Source organism: Ruegeria sp. AB7, assembly GCF_056542625.1.
Genome location: NZ_JBQGAC010000003.1, coordinates 57,329 through 78,291 on the forward strand (window position 1 = coordinate 57,329; position 20,963 = coordinate 78,291).

General features: G+C 57.7%; 21 protein-coding genes. 14 read left to right on the forward strand and 7 right to left on the reverse strand.

Annotated elements, in window-relative coordinates:
• Positions 1-2: 2 nt before the first annotated feature.
• Complete coding sequence (gene selD / locus ACR0EN_RS10150; protein ID WP_480586545.1) at positions 3-2,162, forward strand: selenide, water dikinase SelD; 2,160 nt, start codon at positions 3-5, stop codon at positions 2,160-2,162.
• Here selD and mnmH read toward each other — a convergent pair.
• On the reverse strand, positions 2,153-3,205 hold the full coding sequence (gene mnmH, locus ACR0EN_RS10155; RefSeq protein WP_480586548.1) for a tRNA 2-selenouridine(34) synthase MnmH: 1,053 nt from the start codon (positions 3,203-3,205) through the stop codon (positions 2,153-2,155). The genes selD and mnmH overlap by 10 nt on opposite strands.
• A 151-nt stretch (positions 3,206-3,356) precedes the next feature.
• Here mnmH and ACR0EN_RS10160 point away from each other — a divergent pair, with 151 nt between their 5' ends.
• Positions 3,357-5,009: a tetratricopeptide repeat-containing sulfotransferase family protein gene (locus ACR0EN_RS10160; protein ID WP_480586551.1), complete on the forward strand. Its 1,653-nt coding sequence runs from the start codon at positions 3,357-3,359 to the stop codon at positions 5,007-5,009.
• 51 nt (positions 5,010-5,060) lie between these two features.
• Here ACR0EN_RS10160 and ACR0EN_RS10165 read toward each other — a convergent pair whose 3' ends face one another.
• A complete protein-coding gene (locus ACR0EN_RS10165; RefSeq protein ID WP_480586554.1) occupies positions 5,061-6,638 on the reverse strand; it encodes a bifunctional metallophosphatase/5'-nucleotidase in 1,578 nt (525 codons plus the stop codon).
• 108 nt (positions 6,639-6,746) lie between these two features.
• Here ACR0EN_RS10165 and ACR0EN_RS10170 point away from each other — a divergent pair, with 108 nt between their 5' ends.
• The 4 genes from ACR0EN_RS10170 to arsC are packed head-to-tail and all read left to right on the forward strand — an operon-like array spanning position 6,747 to position 8,906.
• Positions 6,747-7,085 carry a DUF952 domain-containing protein gene (locus ACR0EN_RS10170; protein ID WP_480586557.1) on the forward strand — a complete coding sequence of 113 codons (339 nt, stop codon included), beginning with the start codon at positions 6,747-6,749 and terminating at the stop codon, positions 7,083-7,085.
• A complete protein-coding gene (locus ACR0EN_RS10175; RefSeq protein ID WP_170420906.1) occupies positions 7,082-7,513 on the forward strand; it encodes a DUF1330 domain-containing protein in 432 nt (143 codons plus the stop codon). Before ACR0EN_RS10170 ends, ACR0EN_RS10175 begins: the two co-directional genes overlap by 4 nt.
• Positions 7,510-8,568, forward strand: a complete 1,059-nt coding sequence (locus ACR0EN_RS10180) for a quinone-dependent dihydroorotate dehydrogenase (RefSeq protein ID WP_170563665.1) — start codon at positions 7,510-7,512, stop codon at positions 8,566-8,568. The genes ACR0EN_RS10175 and ACR0EN_RS10180 overlap by 4 nt, the downstream gene beginning before the upstream one ends.
• Positions 8,565-8,906, forward strand: coding sequence for an arsenate reductase (glutaredoxin) (arsC, locus tag ACR0EN_RS10185; RefSeq protein WP_170420902.1), 342 nt, complete (start codon positions 8,565-8,567; stop codon positions 8,904-8,906). The genes ACR0EN_RS10180 and arsC overlap by 4 nt, the downstream gene beginning before the upstream one ends.
• On the opposite strand, the gene ACR0EN_RS10190 is transcribed toward arsC, so the two are convergent.
• The 3 genes from ACR0EN_RS10190 to ACR0EN_RS10200 are packed head-to-tail and all read right to left on the reverse strand — an operon-like array spanning position 8,903 to position 11,161.
• Positions 8,903-10,219 (reverse strand): MATE family efflux transporter, encoded by a 1,317-nt coding sequence (locus ACR0EN_RS10190; protein ID WP_170818726.1) that lies wholly within the window; start codon positions 10,217-10,219, stop codon positions 8,903-8,905. The genes arsC and ACR0EN_RS10190 overlap by 4 nt on opposite strands.
• 2 nt (positions 10,220-10,221) lie before the next feature.
• Positions 10,222-10,740 (reverse strand): PaaI family thioesterase, encoded by a 519-nt coding sequence (locus ACR0EN_RS10195; RefSeq protein ID WP_170401296.1) that lies wholly within the window; start codon positions 10,738-10,740, stop codon positions 10,222-10,224.
• A 1-nt stretch (position 10,741) separates the two neighbouring features.
• Complete coding sequence (locus tag ACR0EN_RS10200) at positions 10,742-11,161, reverse strand: PaaI family thioesterase (protein ID WP_170818727.1); 420 nt, start codon at positions 11,159-11,161, stop codon at positions 10,742-10,744.
• A gap of 117 nt (positions 11,162-11,278) precedes the next feature.
• Between ACR0EN_RS10200 and ACR0EN_RS10205 the strand changes: the two genes are divergently transcribed.
• The 8 genes from ACR0EN_RS10205 (at position 11,279) to ACR0EN_RS10240 (ending at position 18,883) form a co-directional block, all read left to right on the forward strand.
• Entirely contained in the window at positions 11,279-11,647 is a 369-nt protein-coding gene (locus tag ACR0EN_RS10205) for a MerR family transcriptional regulator (RefSeq protein WP_170391912.1), read from the forward strand.
• A gap of 172 nt (positions 11,648-11,819) precedes the next feature.
• A complete protein-coding gene (locus tag ACR0EN_RS10210; RefSeq protein WP_039536426.1) occupies positions 11,820-12,221 on the forward strand; it encodes a MerR family transcriptional regulator in 402 nt (133 codons plus the stop codon).
• Positions 12,222-12,259: 38 nt separating this feature from the next.
• Positions 12,260-14,041, forward strand: coding sequence for an acyl-CoA dehydrogenase C-terminal domain-containing protein (locus ACR0EN_RS10215; RefSeq protein ID WP_170391914.1), 1,782 nt, complete (start codon positions 12,260-12,262; stop codon positions 14,039-14,041).
• Between the two features lie 53 nt (positions 14,042-14,094).
• Positions 14,095-14,307 carry a hypothetical protein gene (locus ACR0EN_RS10220; protein ID WP_170391916.1) on the forward strand — a complete coding sequence of 71 codons (213 nt, stop codon included), beginning with the start codon at positions 14,095-14,097 and terminating at the stop codon, positions 14,305-14,307.
• A 31-nt stretch (positions 14,308-14,338) separates the two neighbouring features.
• Entirely contained in the window at positions 14,339-14,977 is a 639-nt protein-coding gene (locus ACR0EN_RS10225) for a glutathione S-transferase (RefSeq protein WP_170420898.1), read from the forward strand.
• 12 nt (positions 14,978-14,989) lie between these two features.
• Complete coding sequence (locus ACR0EN_RS10230) at positions 14,990-16,201, forward strand: acetyl-CoA C-acetyltransferase (protein ID WP_480586564.1); 1,212 nt, start codon at positions 14,990-14,992, stop codon at positions 16,199-16,201.
• Positions 16,201-16,689, forward strand: coding sequence for a cupin domain-containing protein (locus tag ACR0EN_RS10235; protein ID WP_170420894.1), 489 nt, complete (start codon positions 16,201-16,203; stop codon positions 16,687-16,689). The genes ACR0EN_RS10230 and ACR0EN_RS10235 overlap by 1 nt, the downstream gene beginning before the upstream one ends.
• On the forward strand, positions 16,682-18,883 hold the full coding sequence (locus ACR0EN_RS10240) for a 3-hydroxyacyl-CoA dehydrogenase NAD-binding domain-containing protein (protein WP_480586568.1): 2,202 nt from the start codon (positions 16,682-16,684) through the stop codon (positions 18,881-18,883). Before ACR0EN_RS10235 ends, ACR0EN_RS10240 begins: the two co-directional genes overlap by 8 nt.
• 53 nt (positions 18,884-18,936) lie before the next feature.
• On the opposite strand, the gene ACR0EN_RS10245 is transcribed toward ACR0EN_RS10240, so the two are convergent.
• Positions 18,937-19,713, reverse strand: a complete 777-nt coding sequence (locus ACR0EN_RS10245; protein WP_480586571.1) for a Hint domain-containing protein — start codon at positions 19,711-19,713, stop codon at positions 18,937-18,939.
• A 209-nt stretch (positions 19,714-19,922) separates the two neighbouring features.
• Complete coding sequence (locus tag ACR0EN_RS10250; RefSeq protein ID WP_480586574.1) at positions 19,923-20,861, reverse strand: DMT family transporter; 939 nt, start codon at positions 20,859-20,861, stop codon at positions 19,923-19,925.
• Positions 20,862-20,963: the final 102 nt, after the last annotated feature.

The window sequence follows — 20,963 nt, forward strand, 5'->3', positions numbered from 1 at the left end:
CCATGCACACACCTCCGCTGCCCCTAACCCGCGATCTGGTTCTGATAGGCGGAGGACACACGCACGCGCTGCTGCTGCGCAAATGGGGCATGAAACCGCTGTCCGGCGCGCGGGTTACGGTGATAAACCCCGGTCCCACCGCACCCTATTCGGGCATGTTGCCAGGATTTGTCGCTGGTCACTATCAGCGGTGGGAGCTTGATATTGATTTGGTGCGTCTGGCCCGCTTTGCCGGTGCGCGGGTGATACTGGGCGCAGTTGAAGGTATCGACCCGGACACACGTCAAATCCATGTGCCCGGACGCCCGCCGGTGGCGTTTGATGTGGCCTCGGTCAATGTCGGGATCACCTCGGATATGCCAGCATTGCCGGGATTCGCCGAGCATGCCGTTCCGGCCAAGCCGCTCGGCCTCTTCGCCGCGCAGTGGCAATGCTATCTTTCAGGGACAGGCCGCGCCTCGGTCGCCGTGATCGGTGGTGGCGTTGCGGGAGTAGAGCTAGTCATGGCGATGGCCCATGCACTGCGTTCCAAAGGACGTGAAGCGCAGGTTACGTTGATCGACAGTGCAACAGCCCTGACAGCGACTGTCCCGAAGGCATCCGCCACCATCCGGCAGGCGATGGCGCACCTGGGGATCGAAGTTCTGGAAAACACATCAATCCAGAAGATTTCTGCGGGCGAAATCGAGCTAACGGACGGTCGCCAGATACCAGCCGATTTCATCACCGGTGCTGCAGGCGCGCGGCCCTATGAGTGGATATCCAATACCGGCCTCGCGCTGCATGACGGTTTCATCAAAGTGAACGCGTCCCTGCAATCCAGCGATCCGGCGATTTTCGCCGCGGGAGATTGCGCCCATCTGTCAGAGAACCCGCGCCCCAAGGCAGGGGTCTACGCAGTGCGCGAGGCACCGATACTGTATAACAATTTGCGCGCCGCGCTAGGGTCTGGGAATATGCGGCGTTACGTGCCGCAGAAGGATTACCTGAAACTCATCTCTCTGGGTGGAAAATCCGCACTGGCTGAGCGATTGGGAACATCATTCAGCGGGCCGCTCATGTGGCAATGGAAAAACCATATCGATCAGAAGTTCATGAACCGGTTCCGTGAACTGCCCCAAATGCCCACCACCGCATTGCCCCGTCATCACGCAGCAGGGCTGCAAGAGGCGTTGGGAGAAAAACCAATGTGCGGCGGGTGTGGTGCAAAGGTGGGTCGAGGCGCTTTGCAGGCCGCATTGCAGGAGTTGCCGCCGCTCGACAGGCCCGACATTACACCCCTGCCCGGTGACGATGCGGCGGTGCTGCTAACCGGTGGCACGCGACAGGCTATGACATCGGATCACTTACGCAGCTTCACCAACGATCCCGCCTTGATGACGCGTATCGCCGCTGTCCACGCGCTTGGTGATATCTGGGCAATGGGCGCTCGTCCGCAGGCTGCGACAGCAACGATCATCCTGCCACGCATGTCAGCTGAGTTGCAGCAGCGCACAATGGCTGAGATCATGCATATTGCCAGCGACGTCATGCACCAAGCCGGGGCTGAGATCGTCGGCGGCCATAGCTCAATGGGTGACGAAATGACCATCGGGTTCACTCTGACCGGGCTCTGTGATGCTAAACCGATCACGCTGGGTGGCGCAAAACCTAATGACGCTTTGATCCTGACAAAGCCGTTGGGCAGCGGTGTTTTGATGGCGGCCGAAATGGCGGGCAAGGCGGAAGGCGCCTGGGTCGCGGCAGCTTTCGCGCAAATGATACAGCCGCAGGGTGAGGCGTCCCGCATCCTGAAAAATGCCCATGCGATGACGGATGTCACCGGTTTTGGTCTGGCGGGTCACCTGCAAGGGGTATGCGAAGCGTCTGGCTGCGGGGCAACCCTGTCTTTGGACGCGATTCCAACTCTGGAAGGTGCGGCAGAGCTCAGTGATCAGGGCATTCGATCTACAATCTACACCGACAACCGTGCCATCGCCCCAGGCCTTCCGACCGGCGGCAAGGCGGATTTGTTATTCGATCCTCAGACTGCGGGAGGTCTCTTGGCGGCCGTCGATGCCAACGAAGCCGAGCAAGTGTGCTCGGAACTACGCGCCGCCGGTTACCCTGCCGCCCGGATTGGTCACATCGACGCGACATCGGGCCTACGTGTTCAAAGCTGATCCAGAACATTCTTAATCCGAGCCACCGTCGCCGACAGCCCGGTATCATCAAGTGACGGTGGCTCAATCTGCGCGATCACTTCGGCACGCTGCGCCTTACGCGATTTGGCATAGGCCGGGTCGTAATGCTGTTCCATCAATGCCTGTGTCAGTCCACGCTTGTCGCCGGCATTGATCAATTCCAGCCAACCATCCACAACCTCATGACCGCGATGAATGCGCAGTGGAGACAATCGATCACGTAGCCGTTCGCTATCCGACAGAATGTCATCGTAGGCAGACACCAGATACGCGGCGCGCGCAGCAATCGGTGCTGTGATCTGGATGCGAGGTGCAGCACACAAGGCCGACCACAGGCTGGGCGGGAGGATCAGGTTTCCGATCTTGGATGATTCTGCTTCAACAACCACCGGACGCGCTGCATCCAGCTCGCCCAAGGAAGCGGCGAGCGCGGATTCAAAGGCTTTCTGACTGGGTTGCCCGCCCGGCATTTCGCCCAACAATGAGCCTCGGTGATTGGCCAACCCTTCAAGGTCCAGCACTTGCGCGCCTTGCGCCTTTAGATGGCCCAACAGGTCTGTCTTGGCCGTCCCGGTATAACCATCCAGCGCGACCAATCGATATGGCAACACTTCATCATAGAGGAACTGCTTTACCAGTCGGCGATAGCTGCGATAGCCGCCTTCAACCACCTCGGCGCGCCAGCCGATTTGTTGCAACATCCAGGTAAATGATCCTGATCGCTGCCCGCCACGCCAGCAATAGACCAGCGGTTTCCAGTCGCCCTCATGATGGCTCAGGTGATCCTCGATATGGCCTGCCGCGTTGCGAAACACCAGCGCAGCACCCAGCTTGCGGGCCAGAAACGGGCTTTGCTGGACGTAGATAGTACCGACCCGTGCCCGTTCTTCATTGTTCAGAACCGGCAGATTGATAGCGCCCTGCATATGGTCTTCGGCGAACTCAGCCGGGCTACGCACGTCGATAACCGTATCAAACGTGTGGTTGTAGAATTGCTGCAGGCTGGAGACTTTCAAAACCATATCAACGGTCTATCCCGCATGGTGCCGGAAGAAAACCCAAGCCGCTGTTGAAGGTACCAGACCATAATACGAAACAGCCATTGCAAACCATCTTCGCTTGGGTAATGAACCATCGATACTGGTTTCTTATTGGCATGGGACGTGCGCACATATGGCACAGCAGACCGCAAATTCCCTCAAGAGCAAAGCATTGGCCGATCTGGAGACAGGGAAGTTGCCGCAGGCCTTGAAAAAAGCGCAGCTTGGCATCAAGAAACACCCCAAGGATGCCGATTACCAAGCAATCGCAGGCTTTGTCCTGACCGAGATGAAGCGGTACAAGCAGTCCATTCCACACTTCGCTGAAGCATCGCGAATGAAACCGGACGATGCTCAATTTGTCGAAAACCTCGCCAACGCGTTAATGCAGACAGGTCAAATTCCGCGTGCGCTGTCTTATGCCGAGCAGAAACTTGAACGCTTCCCGAATAACAAAGAACTGGTCCGCGTCATTGATGAAATTCAGCTCAAGGGACAGAATTGGCGCCTGATCATCGACCATACGACGAACAAACTGGAAAAAGACCCTAACAATGCAGATTTGCTTTGGTTGCGGGCCCGCGCCTACGGAGAGGTCGGATTCTCCGATCACAGCTCTCAGGACATTGCCCGCGCTTATGGGATCGCACCTGAAAATGAAAAAATCGCGTTGTCGAAAGCCGTAGACTTGTATCAAACGGGCGACAAAGAGGGCTCAAAAACCATTTTGCGCGCTGCACTCGAGAGAAACAAGTTTTGCGCGGCGGCGCTCTACCAAATGTCTCTAATGGTGGACAATGACCATGCCGAGAGCCTTGCGCGTGCTGTCGACACCGCAATTTCAGAAAGTGATCACGCCAACTCGGTGCTTGAATTCGCAAAGGCGCACTTGATCTCCAAACGTGATGGGCTGTTCTCGGCGCTCCCCCACTTTGCACGGGCCAATGCCATTCAACACAACGTGAATCCGTATGACAGCACGCAAGAAGAGAAACGGTTCAAAGAAATCAGCACGTTTTTTCCCCTGAATGTACCTCCTGCGACTGCAGGCGTAAGCGATGGGCCCAAGCCGATATTCGTAGTCGGACAGCCACGATCAGGCACTACACTGATGGAAATGATGCTTAGTTCGGCACCGGATATCGCCGGCTGCGGAGAGCTGACGATTGCAGGTGAATTATCCCAGAAGGTCAGAGAGAGCGGCAAACCATTTGACGCAGACGCAGCTACTGAATGTGCAGCAGAGTTTCGCAGGCTGATGCCACCCTTACCCGAAAGTTCGACTGCATTCGTTGACAAGATGCCACATAACTATCAGCGGCTCGGCTTCATAATGTCAGCGTTCCCGAATGCCCGCGTGATCAACATGTTGCGCGATCCAAGGGATGTGGGGCTATCAAAATGGATCAGGCGTTTTCACTCACCGGGTATGCGCTATGCATCCAATCTTGAATCGATTGCCCACTCAGCCAACCTGTACCGGTGCTATCTTTCTCATTGGGAAAAGCTGTTCGGTGATCGTATTCTAACGGTTCGATATGAGGACCTGGTAGTCGACCCCAAAACCTGTATCCAGCAAGTCGCCGCCTTCTGCGGTATCGACTGGGATGAGCGGATGATGACCCCTGAGAAAAATACCAGGAAAGTCCGCACCGCCAGCACCGATCAGGTGCGCAAGAAAATCTCAACCGGGTCAATTGGTGGCTGGCAAGAGGTTGCGGATCAAATTCAGCCGATGTTGGATGGGCTGGATCAGGCGTTGTGGCCCGAATACAGGTTCGATTGACCAAAAAAAGGCCGCCCCGAGAGACGGCCTTTATTTGCTTCTCCGGTCACATCACTTCTGTTGGATGCGCCCGTCCAGATAAGGCTGATACGGGGCGTTCTCGGCCAGATACTCCGCCGTAACATCCGCCAGATCAGGCCCGAAATCATAGGCGTTTTTGTCATCACCAGAGAACACAGAATAACCATCGCCGCCATTGCGGACATAGTTGTTTGTCACCACCAGATATGTCGCAGCTGGATCAATAGCTTCGAAACCGCCATCCTTGGCGACCATGACCTCAACAATCCGGCCTTCATTCGGGGCAACCGATGGATCCCAAGTAAATGTCATTCCTGCCACCTGAGGGAAGCGGCCTTTGACCTCTTCAACTTGGCTCACCCCATTTTCAAGCGCATCGATCACACCCTGACCGCTGATCTCGAAGGTCGAGAGCGTGTTCTGGAACGGCAGAACTGTCAGCACCTCACCCATGGTCACCTCACCCGGATCGATCGAGGCGCGCAGCCCACCCGAGTTCGCAATCGCAATCTGGGCGCCCTGATCGGCAACCCGCGCCAGCATGGCATCCGCAACAAGATTGCCCATCTCACATTCCTGCACGCGACAAACGGACCGGTCGCCTTCAATCGAAGCTGACGCTTCCGCGACAACCTTGTTGCGAATTTCATCCAGCGGAACGGCCAGCTCGGCGATGCGGTCCAGCGCGGCCTGATCCTCTGTCACCGCATTGTCCATAATCAGCGGTTCACCCTCAGCGGATACAACATTTCCGTCATCATCGAATGTCACATTCAATTCACCCAGAAACTTGCCATAGGCATAGGCCTGAACGATCTGCACCCCGTTTACGACGGTCGGGTACGGCCCGGCGGCCTTGTCGGATGTGTTCGAAAGATATGTGTTCGAATGCCCACCCACGATCACGTCAACGCCCGTGGTCTCCTGCGCCACGCGCTGATCGACGCCATAGCCTGAGTGGCTGAGAACGATGATCTTGTTCACACCTTCGCCGGTCAGCTTGTCGACCTCAGCCTGAACGGCAGGAACTGGATCAGAGAAGGTGATGTTTGGACCGGGTGACGCGATATCGTGCGTGTCTTCCGGCGTCAGTCCGATCAGACCGATCTTTTCGCCACCCACTTCGATCACAGCCGATTTCTTGATCTTGTCGGTCAGCAGTTCCTCATCCGCATAATCGGCGTTGGACATCAGCACCGGGAAATCGACCGAGTCGATGAAGCCGCGCAGCACCTCAGGGCCATCGTCGAATTCATGGTTGCCCACAGTCATGGCGTCATAGCCCAGCTTGTTCATGAACTCAGCCGCAACCTTACCCTTGTAGTAGGTATAGAACAGCGAGCCCTGGAACTGGTCGCCCCCATCAACGAGGATCGAGTTATCGGCCCGTCCGCGGGCCTCTTCGACGGCCGTCACAAGGCGCGCCGATCCACCAAAGCACTTGCCTTCGGCATTGTCTTCGTCGCCACAGGCGCTGTCGTACTTGTTGATCGGTTCAAAGCGCGAGTGGAAATCGTTTGTATGCAGAATCGTAAGCTTGTATTCGGCAGCCGCCATACCGGCGCTGAGTGCCAATACCGCAGCCGAAGCCAGAAAACGGGTGAACATCGTGAAACTCCCTATGATTGTTTTGCGCGATGGTGCGCGTTGCGTGGCGAAGAGTCAAAGGGGGAAATCCGGCTTGATTCTACCCGTCGTGCGGGGCATCAGGACTTCATGCTGATTTACAAGATCTTCCGCGCCGATGAATGGGCAAACCTGCAAGCACAAGGGGCTTCGGATGGTGCACCGATTGATGTTTCGGATGGATATGTTCATTTCTCAACCGCAGAACAGGCCGCTGAAACCGCTGCCAAGCATTTTGCCGGGGTCGAGGGCCTAACCCTCTTGGCCTGTGATAGCCAAGCAATGGGCGATGATCTGAAATGGGAGGTTTCCCGTGGTGGCGCATTGTTCCCCCATCTCTACCGCCAGATTAAAATGTCGGATGTGGTCTGGTCACGCGATCTGCCCTTTGACGGTCGGGCGCACCAGTTCCCGCAGGAGATGGAATGACACGCTTCATCGATCCCGAACGCGAACAGTTCGAGGCGTTTAAGGCCCTCGATCGAGACCATCCTATCGAGATGCTCAATCTGGTGAAGTTTCGCGAAACAGCTCAGTATCCGTCCGATCACGCACTGGCCGGCGCACATCTGACCGGCGCACAGGCCTATGGCAAATACGGGTCTGAAACCGCGCCTATCGTCGCCCGCATAGGAGCGTCGATCCTTTGGCGCGGCGCATTTCAGACTATGCTGATCGGTCCACAAAATGAGGCTTGGGATGCTGTGTTCATCGCCCGCTACCCCACCGCCCACGCATTTCTTGAGATGGTGACCGACCCTGCCTATCGCGCCGCGGTGATACACCGGCAGGCCGCCGTTGAAACCTCGCGCCTGATACGTTGCGCGCCGACAGAGGGTGGAGATTCCTTCGGATGAAACTGACCGAAAAACTTGGGCTCGCTGCGCTGCACCGTCTTGACCCGGAAACCGCGCATGGGCTTTCGATCAAGGCCCTGACCTCGGGGCTTGCACCGACGCCTGGGCCGGTCACATCGGACCGGCTGAAGACCCGAGTCGCGGGTCTGGATTTGCCCAACCCCGTCGGACTGGCCGCAGGGTTTGACAAAAATGGCGAAGCACTGTTGCCGCTTTCACGCGCCGGGTTCGGGTTTATCGAAGTCGGGGCGGTGACACCCCGTCCGCAGCCCGGCAATCCTAAACCGCGCTTGTTCCGCCTGACCGAAGATCGCGCCGCCATCAACCGCTTTGGCTTCAACAACGAGGGAATGGAGGTCATGGCCGCGCGTCTGGCGCAGCGTCCAAAGGACGCGGTGATCGGTTTGAACCTTGGGGCCAACAAAGACAGTGATGATCGGCCCGGAGACTTCGCAAAAGTGCTTGCCCATTGCGCTGCGCACTTGGACTTTGCCACCGTCAACGTATCCTCGCCCAATACCGAAAAGCTGCGGGATCTGCAGGGCAAAGCGGCGCTAACTTCGTTGCTGAGCGCTGTGATCGAAACCCGAAACGCCCTGCCCCGCCCAATCCCGATCTTCCTGAAAATTGCCCCGGACCTGACCGAGGCCGAATTGCAGGACATCGCCGATGTCGCCCGTGAAACCGGTGTGGACGCGGTGATCGCCACCAACACCACACTGTCTCGCGATGGCCTGCGCAGTGCGCACAAGGATCAGGCCGGAGGCCTGTCCGGCGCGCCGTTATTCGAGAAATCGACGCGGGTGCTGGCGCAGCTTAGTCAGTTGACCGGCGCAGATATCCCGCTGATCGGGGTTGGCGGCATCAGCACGGCAGAACAGGCCTATGCCAAGATCTGTGCCGGAGCGTCCGCAGTGCAGTTCTACACGGCGATGGTCTATGGCGGGATTTCCCTGGCCGCTGACATCGCGCAGGGGCTGGATGCATTGCTGGCACGCGACGGCTTCGCCTCGGTCGCACAGGCGGTGGGCAGCAAACGAGAGGACTGGCTATGATCGAATACTGGCACAATCCGCGCTGTTCCAAATCCCGCGCGGGGTTGGCGTTGCTGCAGGAAAACGGCGCAGATCCTGAGGTGCGCAAATACCTCGAAGACGCGCCCTCGGCCGATGAAATCCGGACGGTTCTGGCCAAGCTGAATATCCCGGCGATCAGCATGATGCGCACCGGAGAGAAAACGTTCAAAGAGCTTGGTCTGGCCAAGACCTCGCCCGATGAGGAGCTTGTTCAGGCCATGGCCGAACACCCGATCCTGATCGAACGTCCGCTGGCCATCGCGGGCGACAAAGCCGCTATCGGACGCCCGCCCGAGAACCTGCTGGACTTGCTTTAGGCGATCTGTGCCTCAAGTCGTGGATAGCGCCAACCAAGCGTAAGGCCCCGTGCGATGTTCAACACCATCAGCGCGGCCCAAAGCCCATGATTGCCCATCGTTGGCACCAGCACGAACAACGCAACCACGTACAGCGCGACTGACTGGATCATCGCGTTGCGCATATCGCGGGTCCAGGTGGCGCCGATATAGATACCGTCGAACATCCAGCTTGCCACTCCGATGATCGGTGCCAGAGCAGCCCAGAGCAGATACTCGCGTGCCGTCATACGAACTTCAGGCGATGTCGACATCAGATCGATCAGCGCGGGCCCTGCCAGGTAAAACACCAGCCCAAGCCCGATGGCCCCGCCAACGCCCCATTGCGAAGCCATGACCGACGCGCGCCGGACCTTCCGGCGGTCGCAAGCACCGACGGCTCCTCCAACAAGAGCTTCTGCCGAGAAAGCAAAGCCGTCCAAAGCGAACGCGGTGATTTCGAGAAACTGCAATAACACCTGATTGGCCGCCAAATTCACGTCGCCCAGATCGGAACCGACAAACAAAAACGTGGTGAATGCTCCGGTCAACAGAACCGAGCGCACCATGATATCGCCATTCACCTGCATCATCCGGCGCAGCCGTGCGGCATCAAAAATACGCGGCCAATCCCGCCATTGCTTGCCGCCAAACGCATCACCACAAAGCCACAAACCCAGGGCAAGACCCGTCCACTCGGCAATCAGTGTCGCGATGGCAACGCCCTCGACACCCCAGCCCAGGCCAAGCACAAACCATAGATCCAGCGCTATATTCAGCCCATTCATCCATATCTGCAGGATGAATACACCTCGCGTGCGTTCGACTGCGATCAGCCAGCCTGTCACCGCATAAAGGGCAATCGTGGCCGGAGCGCCCCAGATGCGAATCTCCAGATAGGCGCGCGTCAGAGACTCGACTTCGGCGCTGGCGGGCGACAGTGCAAAAGCTCCAAGGAATACCCAAACCTGCGCGGCAATGAAGACCAATCCTGCTGTTCCGCCCAGCAGCAAGCCTCGCATGAGCAACGCTCCGGTTTCTGCAGTGTCACCTGCACCGCGCGCCTGTGCCGCCAGCCCGGTGGTGCCCATCCGCAGAAAGCCGAAAATCCAGTAGATCGCAGACAGGATCACCGCACCCATGCCCACAGCCCCGATGGGGGCGGCCTGCCCCATCTGACCGACAACGCCGGTATCCACTGCCCCGAGGATCGGTACGGTCGCGTTCGACAGCACGATCGGCAACGCGATTTTCAGGACGCGCCTATGGGTAATGGGCGCTGAGGCGTCCTCCATCTTTAGTCTTTCGATGTCGGAGATTGCGGCATCAGGAAGTGCCCCGTACCTTGCGCAAAGAGTTTGGCGTGATTGTCTTGCCAGGCTTCGACCCGGACAGAGGCATAACGTCGACCCGAGCGGTTGATGAAAGCGCGCGCATAGGCGTCTCGCGGCAGGCCCGACCGCAGGTAGTCGACCGTGAAGTCGATGGTTTTGGGAAAGCGGATATTCACGTCAGTCAAGATGTCTTCCGCACCGATCTCACCGCTTTCAATCCTGGGAAACATATGTTCCCAACTCAGCGTGATTACGGCAGTGACTTCCAGAAACGCCGCTGTCACCCCACCGTGGATAGCGGGCAGAAAAGGATTACCGATCAACTTCTCATCGAAATTCAGAACGCCTGTCAGTTCGTCCCCCCGCCGGTCGAATGTTATATTGAGGAACTGTACATACGGCACACCTTCGACCAGCGCGGTCAGAGCGGCATCACGGCGTTGCTTGACCACCTGCATGGGTTCGGGGCGAGGTCTTGCCATTTCAGCGACCCTCCACGGTGAAGGCACCTGAAGCGGTGGCAACGGGACGGTCGCTGTCATCATCCGTCGCCGTCGCCCGCACAAAAGCCACGTTGCGCGTGATGTGATAGCAGGTCGCGCGGGTCCGGATACTTTGACCCGGCGTTGCGGCCCGCATGTAATCAATACGCAGATCGATGGTGGCGGTTCCTCCCGGGGCCGAGCGGTGGCTCATCACTGCGGCACCGCAACAGGTATCCAGCATGGCCGACACAGCCCCGCCATGGATCACGCCAGTCCGAGGGTCGCCGATCAGTTGCTCGTTATAGGGCATCGAGATTTCAGCCTCGCCCTCTCCGATGTGGGTCAGATCAAGCCCCAAGGCCTTGGCGTGCGGAATCGCCTCGATGAATTGCCGCGCTAAAACTGTCTTATCGACCATAGGGTTGGGTCCTGTCCTTGTACCTGCCCCTTTATGGGCCTGCGTTTACACCAAGGGCAAGCCCACCTGTTGCGCTTGCCGCAACGACGCCCTAGGTTGCTGCCAAGGAGACCCGGAATGTCCGACACCCGTTTGTCATTCAAAGAAATGTGCGCCGAGTTCGACGTGACCCCACGCACCCTGCGCTATTACGAATACATCGAATTGCTGCAGCCTGACCGTGAAGGCAGGTCGCGGTTTTACGGGCCTCGTGAATGCGCCCGGATGAAACTGATCATGCGTGGTCGAAAGTTTGGATTTCCTTTGGAAGAGATTCGTCAGTGGCTGCTGATCTACGAAGATCAGGGCAATCAGGCGCAGATGGCGACCTTTATCGAGATGGCCGATCGTCAAATGGAAGAGCTGCGCCAGCAGCGCGCGCAGTTGGATGAAGCAATGGATGCGCTTCAGCAATTGCGCGATCAGACCGTCGGCCTGCTGAAATAGCCCCTTCCCCTACGGCAAGAAAATTGCCGAAACCCCTGCTTACGCGACTGGATGTTACGTCAACTATTTTGTGACGCAGCGTCCGCATTACGTAAACGTCACTTGTGTGTTGTAAAACGCTCATCGACTGCGCAACTCAGATTGCATGACGCCAGTGATGAGAGTTTGAACCATGACCGAAGATCTGCTGACCATCCGCGAAATGTGCGAGACCTATGATGTCACGCCCCGCACATTGCGGTTCTACGAGGCCAAAGAGCTTTTGTTTCCGATCCGCGAGGGCCAAAAGCGCTTGTTCACCAAACGGGATCGTGCACGCCTGAAACTGATCCTGCGCGGCAAGCGCTTTGGCTTCAGCCTCGAAGAGATCCGCCAGCTTCTGGACCTGTACCACGTGGGTGATCAGCAGCTGACCCAGATGTCCCGCACTTATGAAATCGCGTGCGAGCGCCTTGCTGACATGGAATCGCGCCGCGAAGAGCTGACGCAGGCCATTGACGAACTAAAAGAGCAGTTGCGCTGGGGCGAAAAGGTTATCGCCTCGATGAAACAGGAAAAGAAGGCCGCCGAATAAGCCCGGCCTTTCGGACATATGAATTAAGGGAGCTTCACATGCCCGTCTATAACGCGCCAACCAAAGATACGCAGTTCATCCTGCACGATGTTCTGAAAGTCTCGCAGTCGGATATCCCCGGCTATGATGAACTGGAGGCCGAGTTTACCGGCGCGGTTCTGGAAGAAGCGGGCAAAGTTGCCACCAATGTGTTGCACCCGCTGAACGTGGTTGGCGACATCGAAGGGTGCCGGTTGGAAAACGGGATTGTGTACACCCCAACAGGTTTCAAAGATGCCTTCGAGCAGATGAAAGAAGGCGGCTGGACTGGCCTCGACATGCCGGAAGAGTATGGCGGCCAGAACATGCCTTATGTGATGGGTACTGCGGTGGGCGAAATGTTCTCGGGCGCGAACCAGGCGTTTGTGATGTATCAGGGCCTGACCCACGGCGCAGCCTCGGCAATCCTCGCGCATGGTTCGGATGAGCAAAAGAACACGTACCTGCCCAACATGGTCAGCTGCGAATGGACCGGCACCATGAACCTGACCGAACCGCATTGCGGTACCGATCTGGGCCTGATGCGCACCAAGGCGGAACCTCAGGGCGACGGTAGCTACAAGATTTCCGGTCAGAAAATCTTTATTTCGGCGGGCGATCACGACATGGCCGACAACATCATTCACCTGGTGCTGGCCAAAATTCCAGGCGGACCCGAGGGCATCAAAGGTGTGTCGCTGTTTATTGTCCCGAAGTTTATCGTGAACGAAGACGGTACTCCTGGCGAGCGTAATGGTGTTTCGGTCGGCAAGATCGAGGAAAAGATGGGCATCCACGGCAATTCGACCTGCGTCATGAACTATGACGAGGCCACCGGCTGGCTGCTGGGCGACGAACACAAAGGCATGCGCGCCATGTTCACGATGATGAACGAAGCGCGTCTGGGTGTGGGCATGCAAGGACTGTCTCAGGCCGAGGCAGCGTATCAAAACGCCGTCGAATACGCCAAAGACCGCCTGCAGGGCCGCGACGTAACAGGTGTGAAGAACCCGGACGGCCCCGCCGATCCGCTGATCGTACACCCCGACATTCGCCGCAACCTGATGGATCAGAAAAGCTTCACCGAGGGCGCACGCGCATTCATCCTGTGGGGCGCAACCATGATCGACAAGGCGCACCGCTCGGGTGACAAGGATGCGGACGGGCTGATCTCGCTGCTGACACCGGTCATCAAGGGCTTCCTGACGGATGAAGGCTACGACATGACCGTTCAGGCGCAGCAGGTCTATGGCGGCCATGGCTACATCGAAGAATGGGGCATGTCGCAATACACCCGCGACGCCCGCATCGCGATGATCTACGAAGGGGCAAACGGCGTTCAGGCGTTGGATCTTGTTGGCCGGAAGCTGGCGCAGGATGGCGGCAAGCATGTCATGGCGTTCTTTGAGATGGTTAAAACCTTCTGCAAGGAAAATGCCGGCAAGGATGAAGCTTATGACAAAGCGTTCATCGAACCGCTGAAGGCCGCGTCCAAGGACCTGCAAGCCGCTGGCATGTATTTCATGCAGGAAGGCATGAAGAACCCTAACAACGCGCTGTCCGGTTCGTATGACTTCATGCACATGTTTGGTCATGTTTGCCTGGGCCTGATGTGGGCTCAGATGGCGAAAGCCGCTCGCGAAGCGCTGGATGGTGGCGCCTCGGACAAAGAGTTCTACGAGACCAAGATCAATACCGGTCGCTTCTACATGGCCCGTCGCCTGCCCGCGACAGCCATGCATTTGGCGCGCATCCAAACCGGAGCGGACACGGTAATGGCGCTGGACGCAGCGAACTTCTGATCTCAGTGTGGGCTTGGGCGTCGTAGCCCGAACCCACCCTTGGAGGAGACAAGATGCCAAAACGCTTTCGCCTGACCCGCCGCTTTCCCGTCGCCATGACCGAGGATGGCTATCGCAAACTCCGCGGTTTCGCGCGAGAGGCGGGATTGGATGAAGGTGAGGCTTTGTCGTTCCTGTTCGAGAATTTCAATAGCGTGATTGATCACGAGAACCTGACGCACAGATTGCGCATCTTCAACTCCGAGCTGGACGCAAGAAAGCGCTGAACGCGCAATACGCCTTGGGAGGGGCGCCCAAATGACCATCAAACTGCATTGCTTCGGTGAAAGCGGAAACAGCTACAAAGCCGCTCTGGCGCTTGAGATGTCGGGTCTGGAGTGGGAAGCGGTCTTTGTCGACTTTTTCAACGGCGCAACGCGCACCCCTGAATTCCGGGCCGAAGTGAACGAAATGGGCGAAGCACCCGTACTGGTAGATGGCGATTTTCGCACCAGCCAGTCTGGGGCAATTCAGGCCTATGTCACCGAGAAGTCCGGCAAATTCGGCGGCAAGGATCGTGATGAGAACTACGAGATTTTCAGATGGGTTCTGTGGGACAATCACAAGCTTAGCTCAATGGCCGGGCTGACCCGTTTCCTGATTAACTTCCTGCCCGAAAAGCACCGCAACCCGGATGTGATCGCGTTCAATCAGGGTCGCCTCAAGGCTGCTTATCAGACTCTGAACGCCCATCTTGAAGGCCGCGACTGGATCGTTGGTGACGGCGTGACCAATGCTGATATCAGCTGCTGCGGCTACCTCTATTATCCCGAACCATTTGGCTTTGATCGCGCCGACTGGCCCAACATCGATGCCTGGCTGACGCGCCTTAGCGAACAGCCCGGTTGGAAACACCCCTACGACCTGATGCCCGGCAACCCGTCGGATCGAGCTTAAGGAGAAGACCCCATGACCGAAGCCTATATCTATGACGCCCTGCGCACTCCGCGCGGCAAGGGCCGCAAGGATGGCAGCCTGCACGAGGTAACCTCGGTGCGCCTGTCCGCCCTGACCCTGAACGCAATGAAAGAGCGCAATAATCTGGAAGGTCACGCCGTTGAAGACGTGATCTGGGGCAACGTCACGCAGGTGATGGAGCAAGGCGGCTGTCTGGCGCGCTCGGCAGTTCTGGCTTCGGATCTAGATGAATCGATCCCCGGTCTGGCGATCAACCGTTTCTGCGCCTCGGGCATGGAAGCTGTGAACTTGGCGGCAAACCAGGTCAAAGGCGGCGCTGGAGAAGCCTATATCGCAGGCGGTGTCGAGATGATGGGCCGGGTGGCCATGGGCAGCGATGGTGCGGCGATTGCCGTTGACCCGTCGTTGGCGATGGAAACCTATTTTGTGCCGCAAGGTATCTCGGCTGACATAATCGCAACTGAATATGGGTTCAGCCGCGATGATGCCGATGCTCTGGCCGTTGAATCCCAAAAACGCGCAGCAGCGGCTTGGGAAGACAACCGGTTTGAAAAGTCGGTGATCACCATCAAAGATCAGAACGGTTTGACCATTCTGGACAGCGACGAGTACATGCGTCCCGGCACAGACATGCAGTCGCTTGGCGCGCTGAACCCGTCTTTCGCAATGATGGGTGAGCAGATGCCGGGCTTCGACAAGGTAGCGATGATCAAATACCCGCATCTTGAGCGGATCAACCACATACACCACGCGGGCAACAGCTCGGGCATCGTGGACGGTGCGGCCGCTGTGCTGATCGGTAATAAGGAGTTCGGCGAGAAATACGGCCTGAAGCCGCGCGCGCGCATCAAGGCAACTGCCAAGATCGGCACCGACCCGACCATAATGCTGACCGGTCCGGTTCCGGTGACTGAGAAAATTCTGGCCGACAACGGAATGAAAATTGGCGATCTGGACCTGTTTGAAGTCAACGAAGCCTTCGCCTCGGTCGTGCTTCGGTTCCAGCAGGCGTTTGATGTTGATCCGGCGCTGGTTAACGTCAACGGCGGCTCGATCGCGATGGGTCACCCGCTGGGTGCAACCGGCGCGATGATTATCGGCACGCTGCTGGACGAGCTGGAGCGTCAGGACAAGGAAACCGGTCTGGCCACACTCTGCATCGCATCCGGTATGGGTGCGGCAACAATTATCGAGCGCGTCTGATGCCCAAACTGGATCTTTCTCAGATACCGTTCAAAGGCGGTTCATCTTATCCCGGCAAGTTAGCCGAGGCCACCGCGGGTCGTTTTGTCCAGCGCGTCGGAGATGCAGGCGGGCTGACCCAATACGGGGTCAACATCGTACGTTTGGAGCCCTCGGGGCTATCCTCGCTGCGCCATTACCACATGGAGCAGGACGAGTTTGCCATCATGCTCAGCGGCAAATGCATGCTGATCGATGATGATGGCGAGCATGAGATGCTGCCCGGTGACTGCGCCGCTTGGCCTGCAGGTGAGGCCAATGGCCATCACCTTGTGAACAAAACCGACACGCCCGCAACCTTTCTGGTGGTGGGCACCCGGACCCCGACCGAGACCGGCTATTACAGCGATATAGACATGATGGTGAAAGATGATGAGAACGGATTCTCTTTCACTCGCAAGGATGGCAGCCCGCTGACGGCTGACCAGATTGGAGATGACAATGACTGATTTCACCCTCAGCAAAGACGCCGATGGCGTCGCCTTCATCACCTGGGACGTTCCCGGCAAATCCATGAACGTCCTGTCGCGCGAGGCCTTCACTCTGGTCGGTGATCTGATCGATCAGGCGCTGTCGGATGATGAGATCAAGGGCATCGTTATCACCAGTGGCAAAGAAGGGTCGTTTGCAGGCGGCATGGACTTGAGCACGCTCGCCACGATCCGACAGGAGGCCGGCGACGAACCCGCGCAGGCACTGTTCGATTTCGTCATGAGTGGCCACAACATCCTGCGTCGGCTGGAACTGGCAGGCATGGACCCCAAGTCCAAAAAAGGCGGCAAGCCGGTCGCCTGTGCCATCAACGGTACCTGTGCCGGGATTGGTACCGAGATCGCACTGGCCTGTCATCACCGCGTGATGACCTCGAACGCCAAGGCCAAGATCGGCCTGCCCGAGATTCTTCTAGGGATCTTCCCCGGCGGCGGCGGCACCATGCGTTACAGCCGTATGGTCGGCGCGATGGCTGCAGCTCCGGTGCTGCTGGAAGGCAAGATGATGGACTCGAAGAAGGCCAAAGGCGCGCAGTTGATTGACGCCGTGGCGGATGATCCGGTTGCGGCGGCCAAGGAATGGGTACTGAACGCCAAGGAAGCCGATCTGGTAAAGCCGTGGGATGCCAAGGGCTACAAGATGCCCGGCGGCGCTCCCTACCACCCCGCCGGTTTCATGACCTTCGTGGGCGCAAGCGCCATGGTGAACGGCAAGACCCAAGGTGCCTTCCCGGCAGCCAAGGCTCTACTGAGTTCGATCTATGAAGGCGCGCTGGTTGACTTCGACACCGCCTTGAAGATTGAGGCGCGCTGGTTCACCAACGTGCTCATGAACCCGTCTTCGTCAGCGATGATCCGGTCGCTGTTTCTGAACAAGGAGGCGCTGGAGAAAGGCGCAGTGCGACCCAAGGACGTGCCCGATCAGCGGGTCAAGAAGATCGGCGTTCTGGGTGCCGGCATGATGGGGGCTGGTATCGCGCTAGTCTCGGCACAGGCCGGGATGGAGGTCGTTCTGATCGACCGCGATCAGGCGGCTGCCGACAAGGGCAAAGCCTATAGCGAAAGCTACATGGATAAAGGGATCAAGCGCGGCAAAGCGACGGCTGAGAAGAAAGAAGCCCTATTGGACCGCATTACCGCCACGCCCGATCTGGAGCACCTGAAAGGCTGCGACCTGATCATCGAAGCCGTGTTCGAAGACCCCGGCGTCAAGGCTGAAATGACCAAGAAGGTCGAGGCGATCATCCCCAAGGATTGCATCTTTGCGTCGAACACCTCGACCCTACCGATCACAGATCTGGCCAGGGCCAGCGTACGGCCCGAGCAATTCATTGGCATCCACTTCTTCTCACCGGTCGAGAAGATGTTCTTGGTCGAGATCATCAAAGGCAAGGAGACCGGCGATCGTGCTGTCGCCAAGGCGCTGGACTATGTGCGCCAAATCCGCAAGACACCGATCGTGGTCAATGACGCGCGCTTCTTCTACGCCAACCGCTGCATTATTCCGTACATCAACGAAGGTCTGCGGATGATCACCGAAGGCGTCAGCCCTGTTCTGATCGACAATGCGGCGCGTCAGTTGGGCTTCCCCGTAGGACCCATTCAGCTGAACGACGAAACCTCGATTGACCTGGGGGCCAAGATCGCCCGCGCTACTAAGGCAGCTATGGGCAACGCTTACCCGGAAAATCCGGGCGATGATCTGATCTTTTGGATGGAAGAACAAGGTCGTCTGGGTCGCAAGGCCAATGCAGGATTCTTCGACTATGACGACAAGGGCAAACGCGTCGAGTATTGGAAGGGCCTGCAGGACAAATACCCACATGCCGCAAACCAGCCCGACCTGATCGAAGTGCAGGAACGTCTGATGTTCGCGCAGGTTCTGGAAGCCGTCCGTGCGCTGGAAGAAGGTGTTCTGGAAGATATCCGCGAGGGCGACGTGGGTGCGATCCTTGGCTGGGGCTTTGCCCCGTGGTCCGGTGGCCCGCTCAGTTGGTTGGACATCATTGGTACGCCCTACGCCGCCGAACGCTGCGATCAACTTACCGAAGCCTATGGTGAGCGCTTTACCTGCCCGCCGCTGCTGCGCGAGATGGCGGAAAAAGGTCAGAGCTTCTATGGCCGCTTCAACCCCGAAGCACAGGCCGCCTGAACAAAGACAGCAGGCGCATGAGCCCATGCGCCTGCTTCATACTCAAACACCTACTATTGCAGCTGCCATTCAGGCCGCAGGAACAGCGCAGGCATATTGGGCCGCCCCGGTCGCCCGGGTCGACGTACGCCCAATGCCGGTCGGATCGGGAAAATTGGCTCTTGCGGAATGGGTGCAGGTAACGCAGCCAACGGGTTGGTTAAAGCCGAAAGGTTCCCTTTGCCGGTCACGGCCTCGATCAGAAGATCGGCGTGTTCAGCATCCGCGACTTCATAGGCCTCAGGGTTTCGACTTGACCCGGTATTCATGCGACCGGACGGGCAATAAGCCTGAAATCCGCCCTCGATAAAAACCAGCTCATCCTCGTCAAAGAATAATGACGTGACATCGAATGACTGCGCAGGCGTGCTGGATTCAAGACGCCCCATCCCGCTGAGCATTCGAGCTGGAATGATCGAGACCCCCTCGATTCCAACACCAAGCTTGCCTTGATCCAATGCCATACCCTGTTCCGGCATCAGCCAGACTGGGCGCCCATTATAAGCTGCTCGGGATGGCACAAGGATCGGCAGATGCTCGGGCCGACGCTCGTCTCCAGCCACAACAATGCGGTCGACGCAAACGCGCCTCAGTTCTTTGAACCCATGGTCCCGTGTCCGCACCAGATCACCTGCAACCAGTCTTTCGACCCGTTTCCAGCCCCCTGTTGTGGACACTTTGGTTCCGTGCAGCAATCCCCCACGACGCGCTGATGCGGCCTGTCCCACAAAGGCCTGTCGGCCTTTAACTTCACGTTTCGAATACCCCGAAACACTCACTAACTCTAACACGTGCCGTCCCCCTGTTGGCACCTTCAAACAACTCAGAAGGTCTTAGAGTTGTGCCTCAATTGGACTTAGTTTTGCCACATTTGAGGCCAAATTAGGTCAGTTTCGCCGCAATTTACTGGTTTTGAATAAACAAATCAGTATTCCGAACGAGCTTTGATATGCATTTCGAAACGATACTAAGAGGGAAACAAGCCGAATCTATTCCGTTCTTACTGCGCCGCCTGCTGTAGCGAGGATATCCGCCGCTCCCGCCACCCAAGCAGCACTCCGGCGGAGGCGATCATGCCAATGCCGATGATTTGCATCTGCCCGACGGACTGCCCAAACGCCACCCAGGCAAAGAGCGGGCCAAATATCATGACCGAGTATTCAAAGACTGCGACATATGATGGCTCACCCAGTTGATAGGCTTTGATCAGCATGAAAACGGCAATTGTTGAGCCCACGGCCTGAACCACAACCCAAGGCAACGCGTCTTGCATCGGCCAAACCCAACCGCGCATCGCGAAGCCATCCGGCCCGACTGGCACGCCAACCGGAAACAGGGCAAGCCAGATCAGTCCGATCGCCCCTGCAAGCCCCAGTGTGACAACCATCGCCGCCAGCAGCGCAACAGTGCTTTCGTCGGAACAGTGGGTGCGCGTTACAACAGCGCTGAGTGCGTAAAAGAAGCCACCAGCGACTGGCAGTAGCGTCTTTAAGTCAAATGATGTCGGGTCCGGCTGCAATACGCACAGAATTCCCGAAAACCCCAATAAAACAGCCACGATCCGCCAGGGACCTATTCGCTGCTTCAACAAAAGGGCCGAAATCAACAGCACGAATATCGGCGATGTGAATAACCCGGCAAGCGCCTGAGCGATGGGCATCAATGCCAGCGCGCTGAAATAGAAGAGCATCGCCAGCGTGATCAACACGCTGCGCACCGCGACGACACCAATCCGCCGGGGCCTCAAGGTGCCCAAACCCAATATCGACAACACCGCGATCAGCGGCAGCATCAGTAAGGCGCGACTTAGGTGAAACTGCCAAAGCCCCACGCTCTCGGCCACGCGGATCACGAAATTGTCGATCACGCCGATAATGGACATGGCCGCAACCATCAGCAACGACGCCATGATTGAATGGGTTTGTTGTTGTGACTGCATCCGCGCCTCTGCCCTTAATCAGCCCGTTCTGGCCGAAACTTACCCGGCACACTCAGCACATTTCACAAACACTACGCAACAGGTTTGCGCCGCTGGTTTTCG

Bases quoted from the DNA above. Each gene is read 5' to 3' on its own strand.
- selD (WP_480586545.1), top strand. From the start codon at position 3: ATGCACACACCTCCGCTGCCCCTAACCCGCGATCTGGTTCTGATAGGC.
- mnmH (WP_480586548.1), bottom strand. From the start codon at position 3,205: ATGGTTTTGAAAGTCTCCAGCCTGCAGCAATTCTACAACCACACGTTT.
- ACR0EN_RS10160 (WP_480586551.1), top strand. From the start codon at position 3,357: ATGGCACAGCAGACCGCAAATTCCCTCAAGAGCAAAGCATTGGCCGAT.
- ACR0EN_RS10165 (WP_480586554.1), bottom strand. From the start codon at position 6,638: ATGTTCACCCGTTTTCTGGCTTCGGCTGCGGTATTGGCACTCAGCGCC.
- ACR0EN_RS10170 (WP_480586557.1), top strand. From the start codon at position 6,747: ATGCTGATTTACAAGATCTTCCGCGCCGATGAATGGGCAAACCTGCAA.
- ACR0EN_RS10175 (WP_170420906.1), top strand. From the start codon at position 7,082: ATGACACGCTTCATCGATCCCGAACGCGAACAGTTCGAGGCGTTTAAG.
- ACR0EN_RS10180 (WP_170563665.1), top strand. From the start codon at position 7,510: ATGAAACTGACCGAAAAACTTGGGCTCGCTGCGCTGCACCGTCTTGAC.
- arsC (WP_170420902.1), top strand. From the start codon at position 8,565: ATGATCGAATACTGGCACAATCCGCGCTGTTCCAAATCCCGCGCGGGG.
- ACR0EN_RS10190 (WP_170818726.1), bottom strand. From the start codon at position 10,219: ATGGAGGACGCCTCAGCGCCCATTACCCATAGGCGCGTCCTGAAAATC.
- ACR0EN_RS10195 (WP_170401296.1), bottom strand. From the start codon at position 10,740: ATGGCAAGACCTCGCCCCGAACCCATGCAGGTGGTCAAGCAACGCCGT.
- ACR0EN_RS10200 (WP_170818727.1), bottom strand. From the start codon at position 11,161: ATGGTCGATAAGACAGTTTTAGCGCGGCAATTCATCGAGGCGATTCCG.
- ACR0EN_RS10205 (WP_170391912.1), top strand. From the start codon at position 11,279: ATGTCCGACACCCGTTTGTCATTCAAAGAAATGTGCGCCGAGTTCGAC.
- ACR0EN_RS10210 (WP_039536426.1), top strand. From the start codon at position 11,820: ATGACCGAAGATCTGCTGACCATCCGCGAAATGTGCGAGACCTATGAT.
- ACR0EN_RS10215 (WP_170391914.1), top strand. From the start codon at position 12,260: ATGCCCGTCTATAACGCGCCAACCAAAGATACGCAGTTCATCCTGCAC.
- ACR0EN_RS10220 (WP_170391916.1), top strand. From the start codon at position 14,095: ATGCCAAAACGCTTTCGCCTGACCCGCCGCTTTCCCGTCGCCATGACC.
- ACR0EN_RS10225 (WP_170420898.1), top strand. From the start codon at position 14,339: ATGACCATCAAACTGCATTGCTTCGGTGAAAGCGGAAACAGCTACAAA.
- ACR0EN_RS10230 (WP_480586564.1), top strand. From the start codon at position 14,990: ATGACCGAAGCCTATATCTATGACGCCCTGCGCACTCCGCGCGGCAAG.
- ACR0EN_RS10235 (WP_170420894.1), top strand. From the start codon at position 16,201: ATGCCCAAACTGGATCTTTCTCAGATACCGTTCAAAGGCGGTTCATCT.
- ACR0EN_RS10240 (WP_480586568.1), top strand. From the start codon at position 16,682: ATGACTGATTTCACCCTCAGCAAAGACGCCGATGGCGTCGCCTTCATC.
- ACR0EN_RS10250 (WP_480586574.1), bottom strand. From the start codon at position 20,861: ATGCAGTCACAACAACAAACCCATTCAATCATGGCGTCGTTGCTGATG.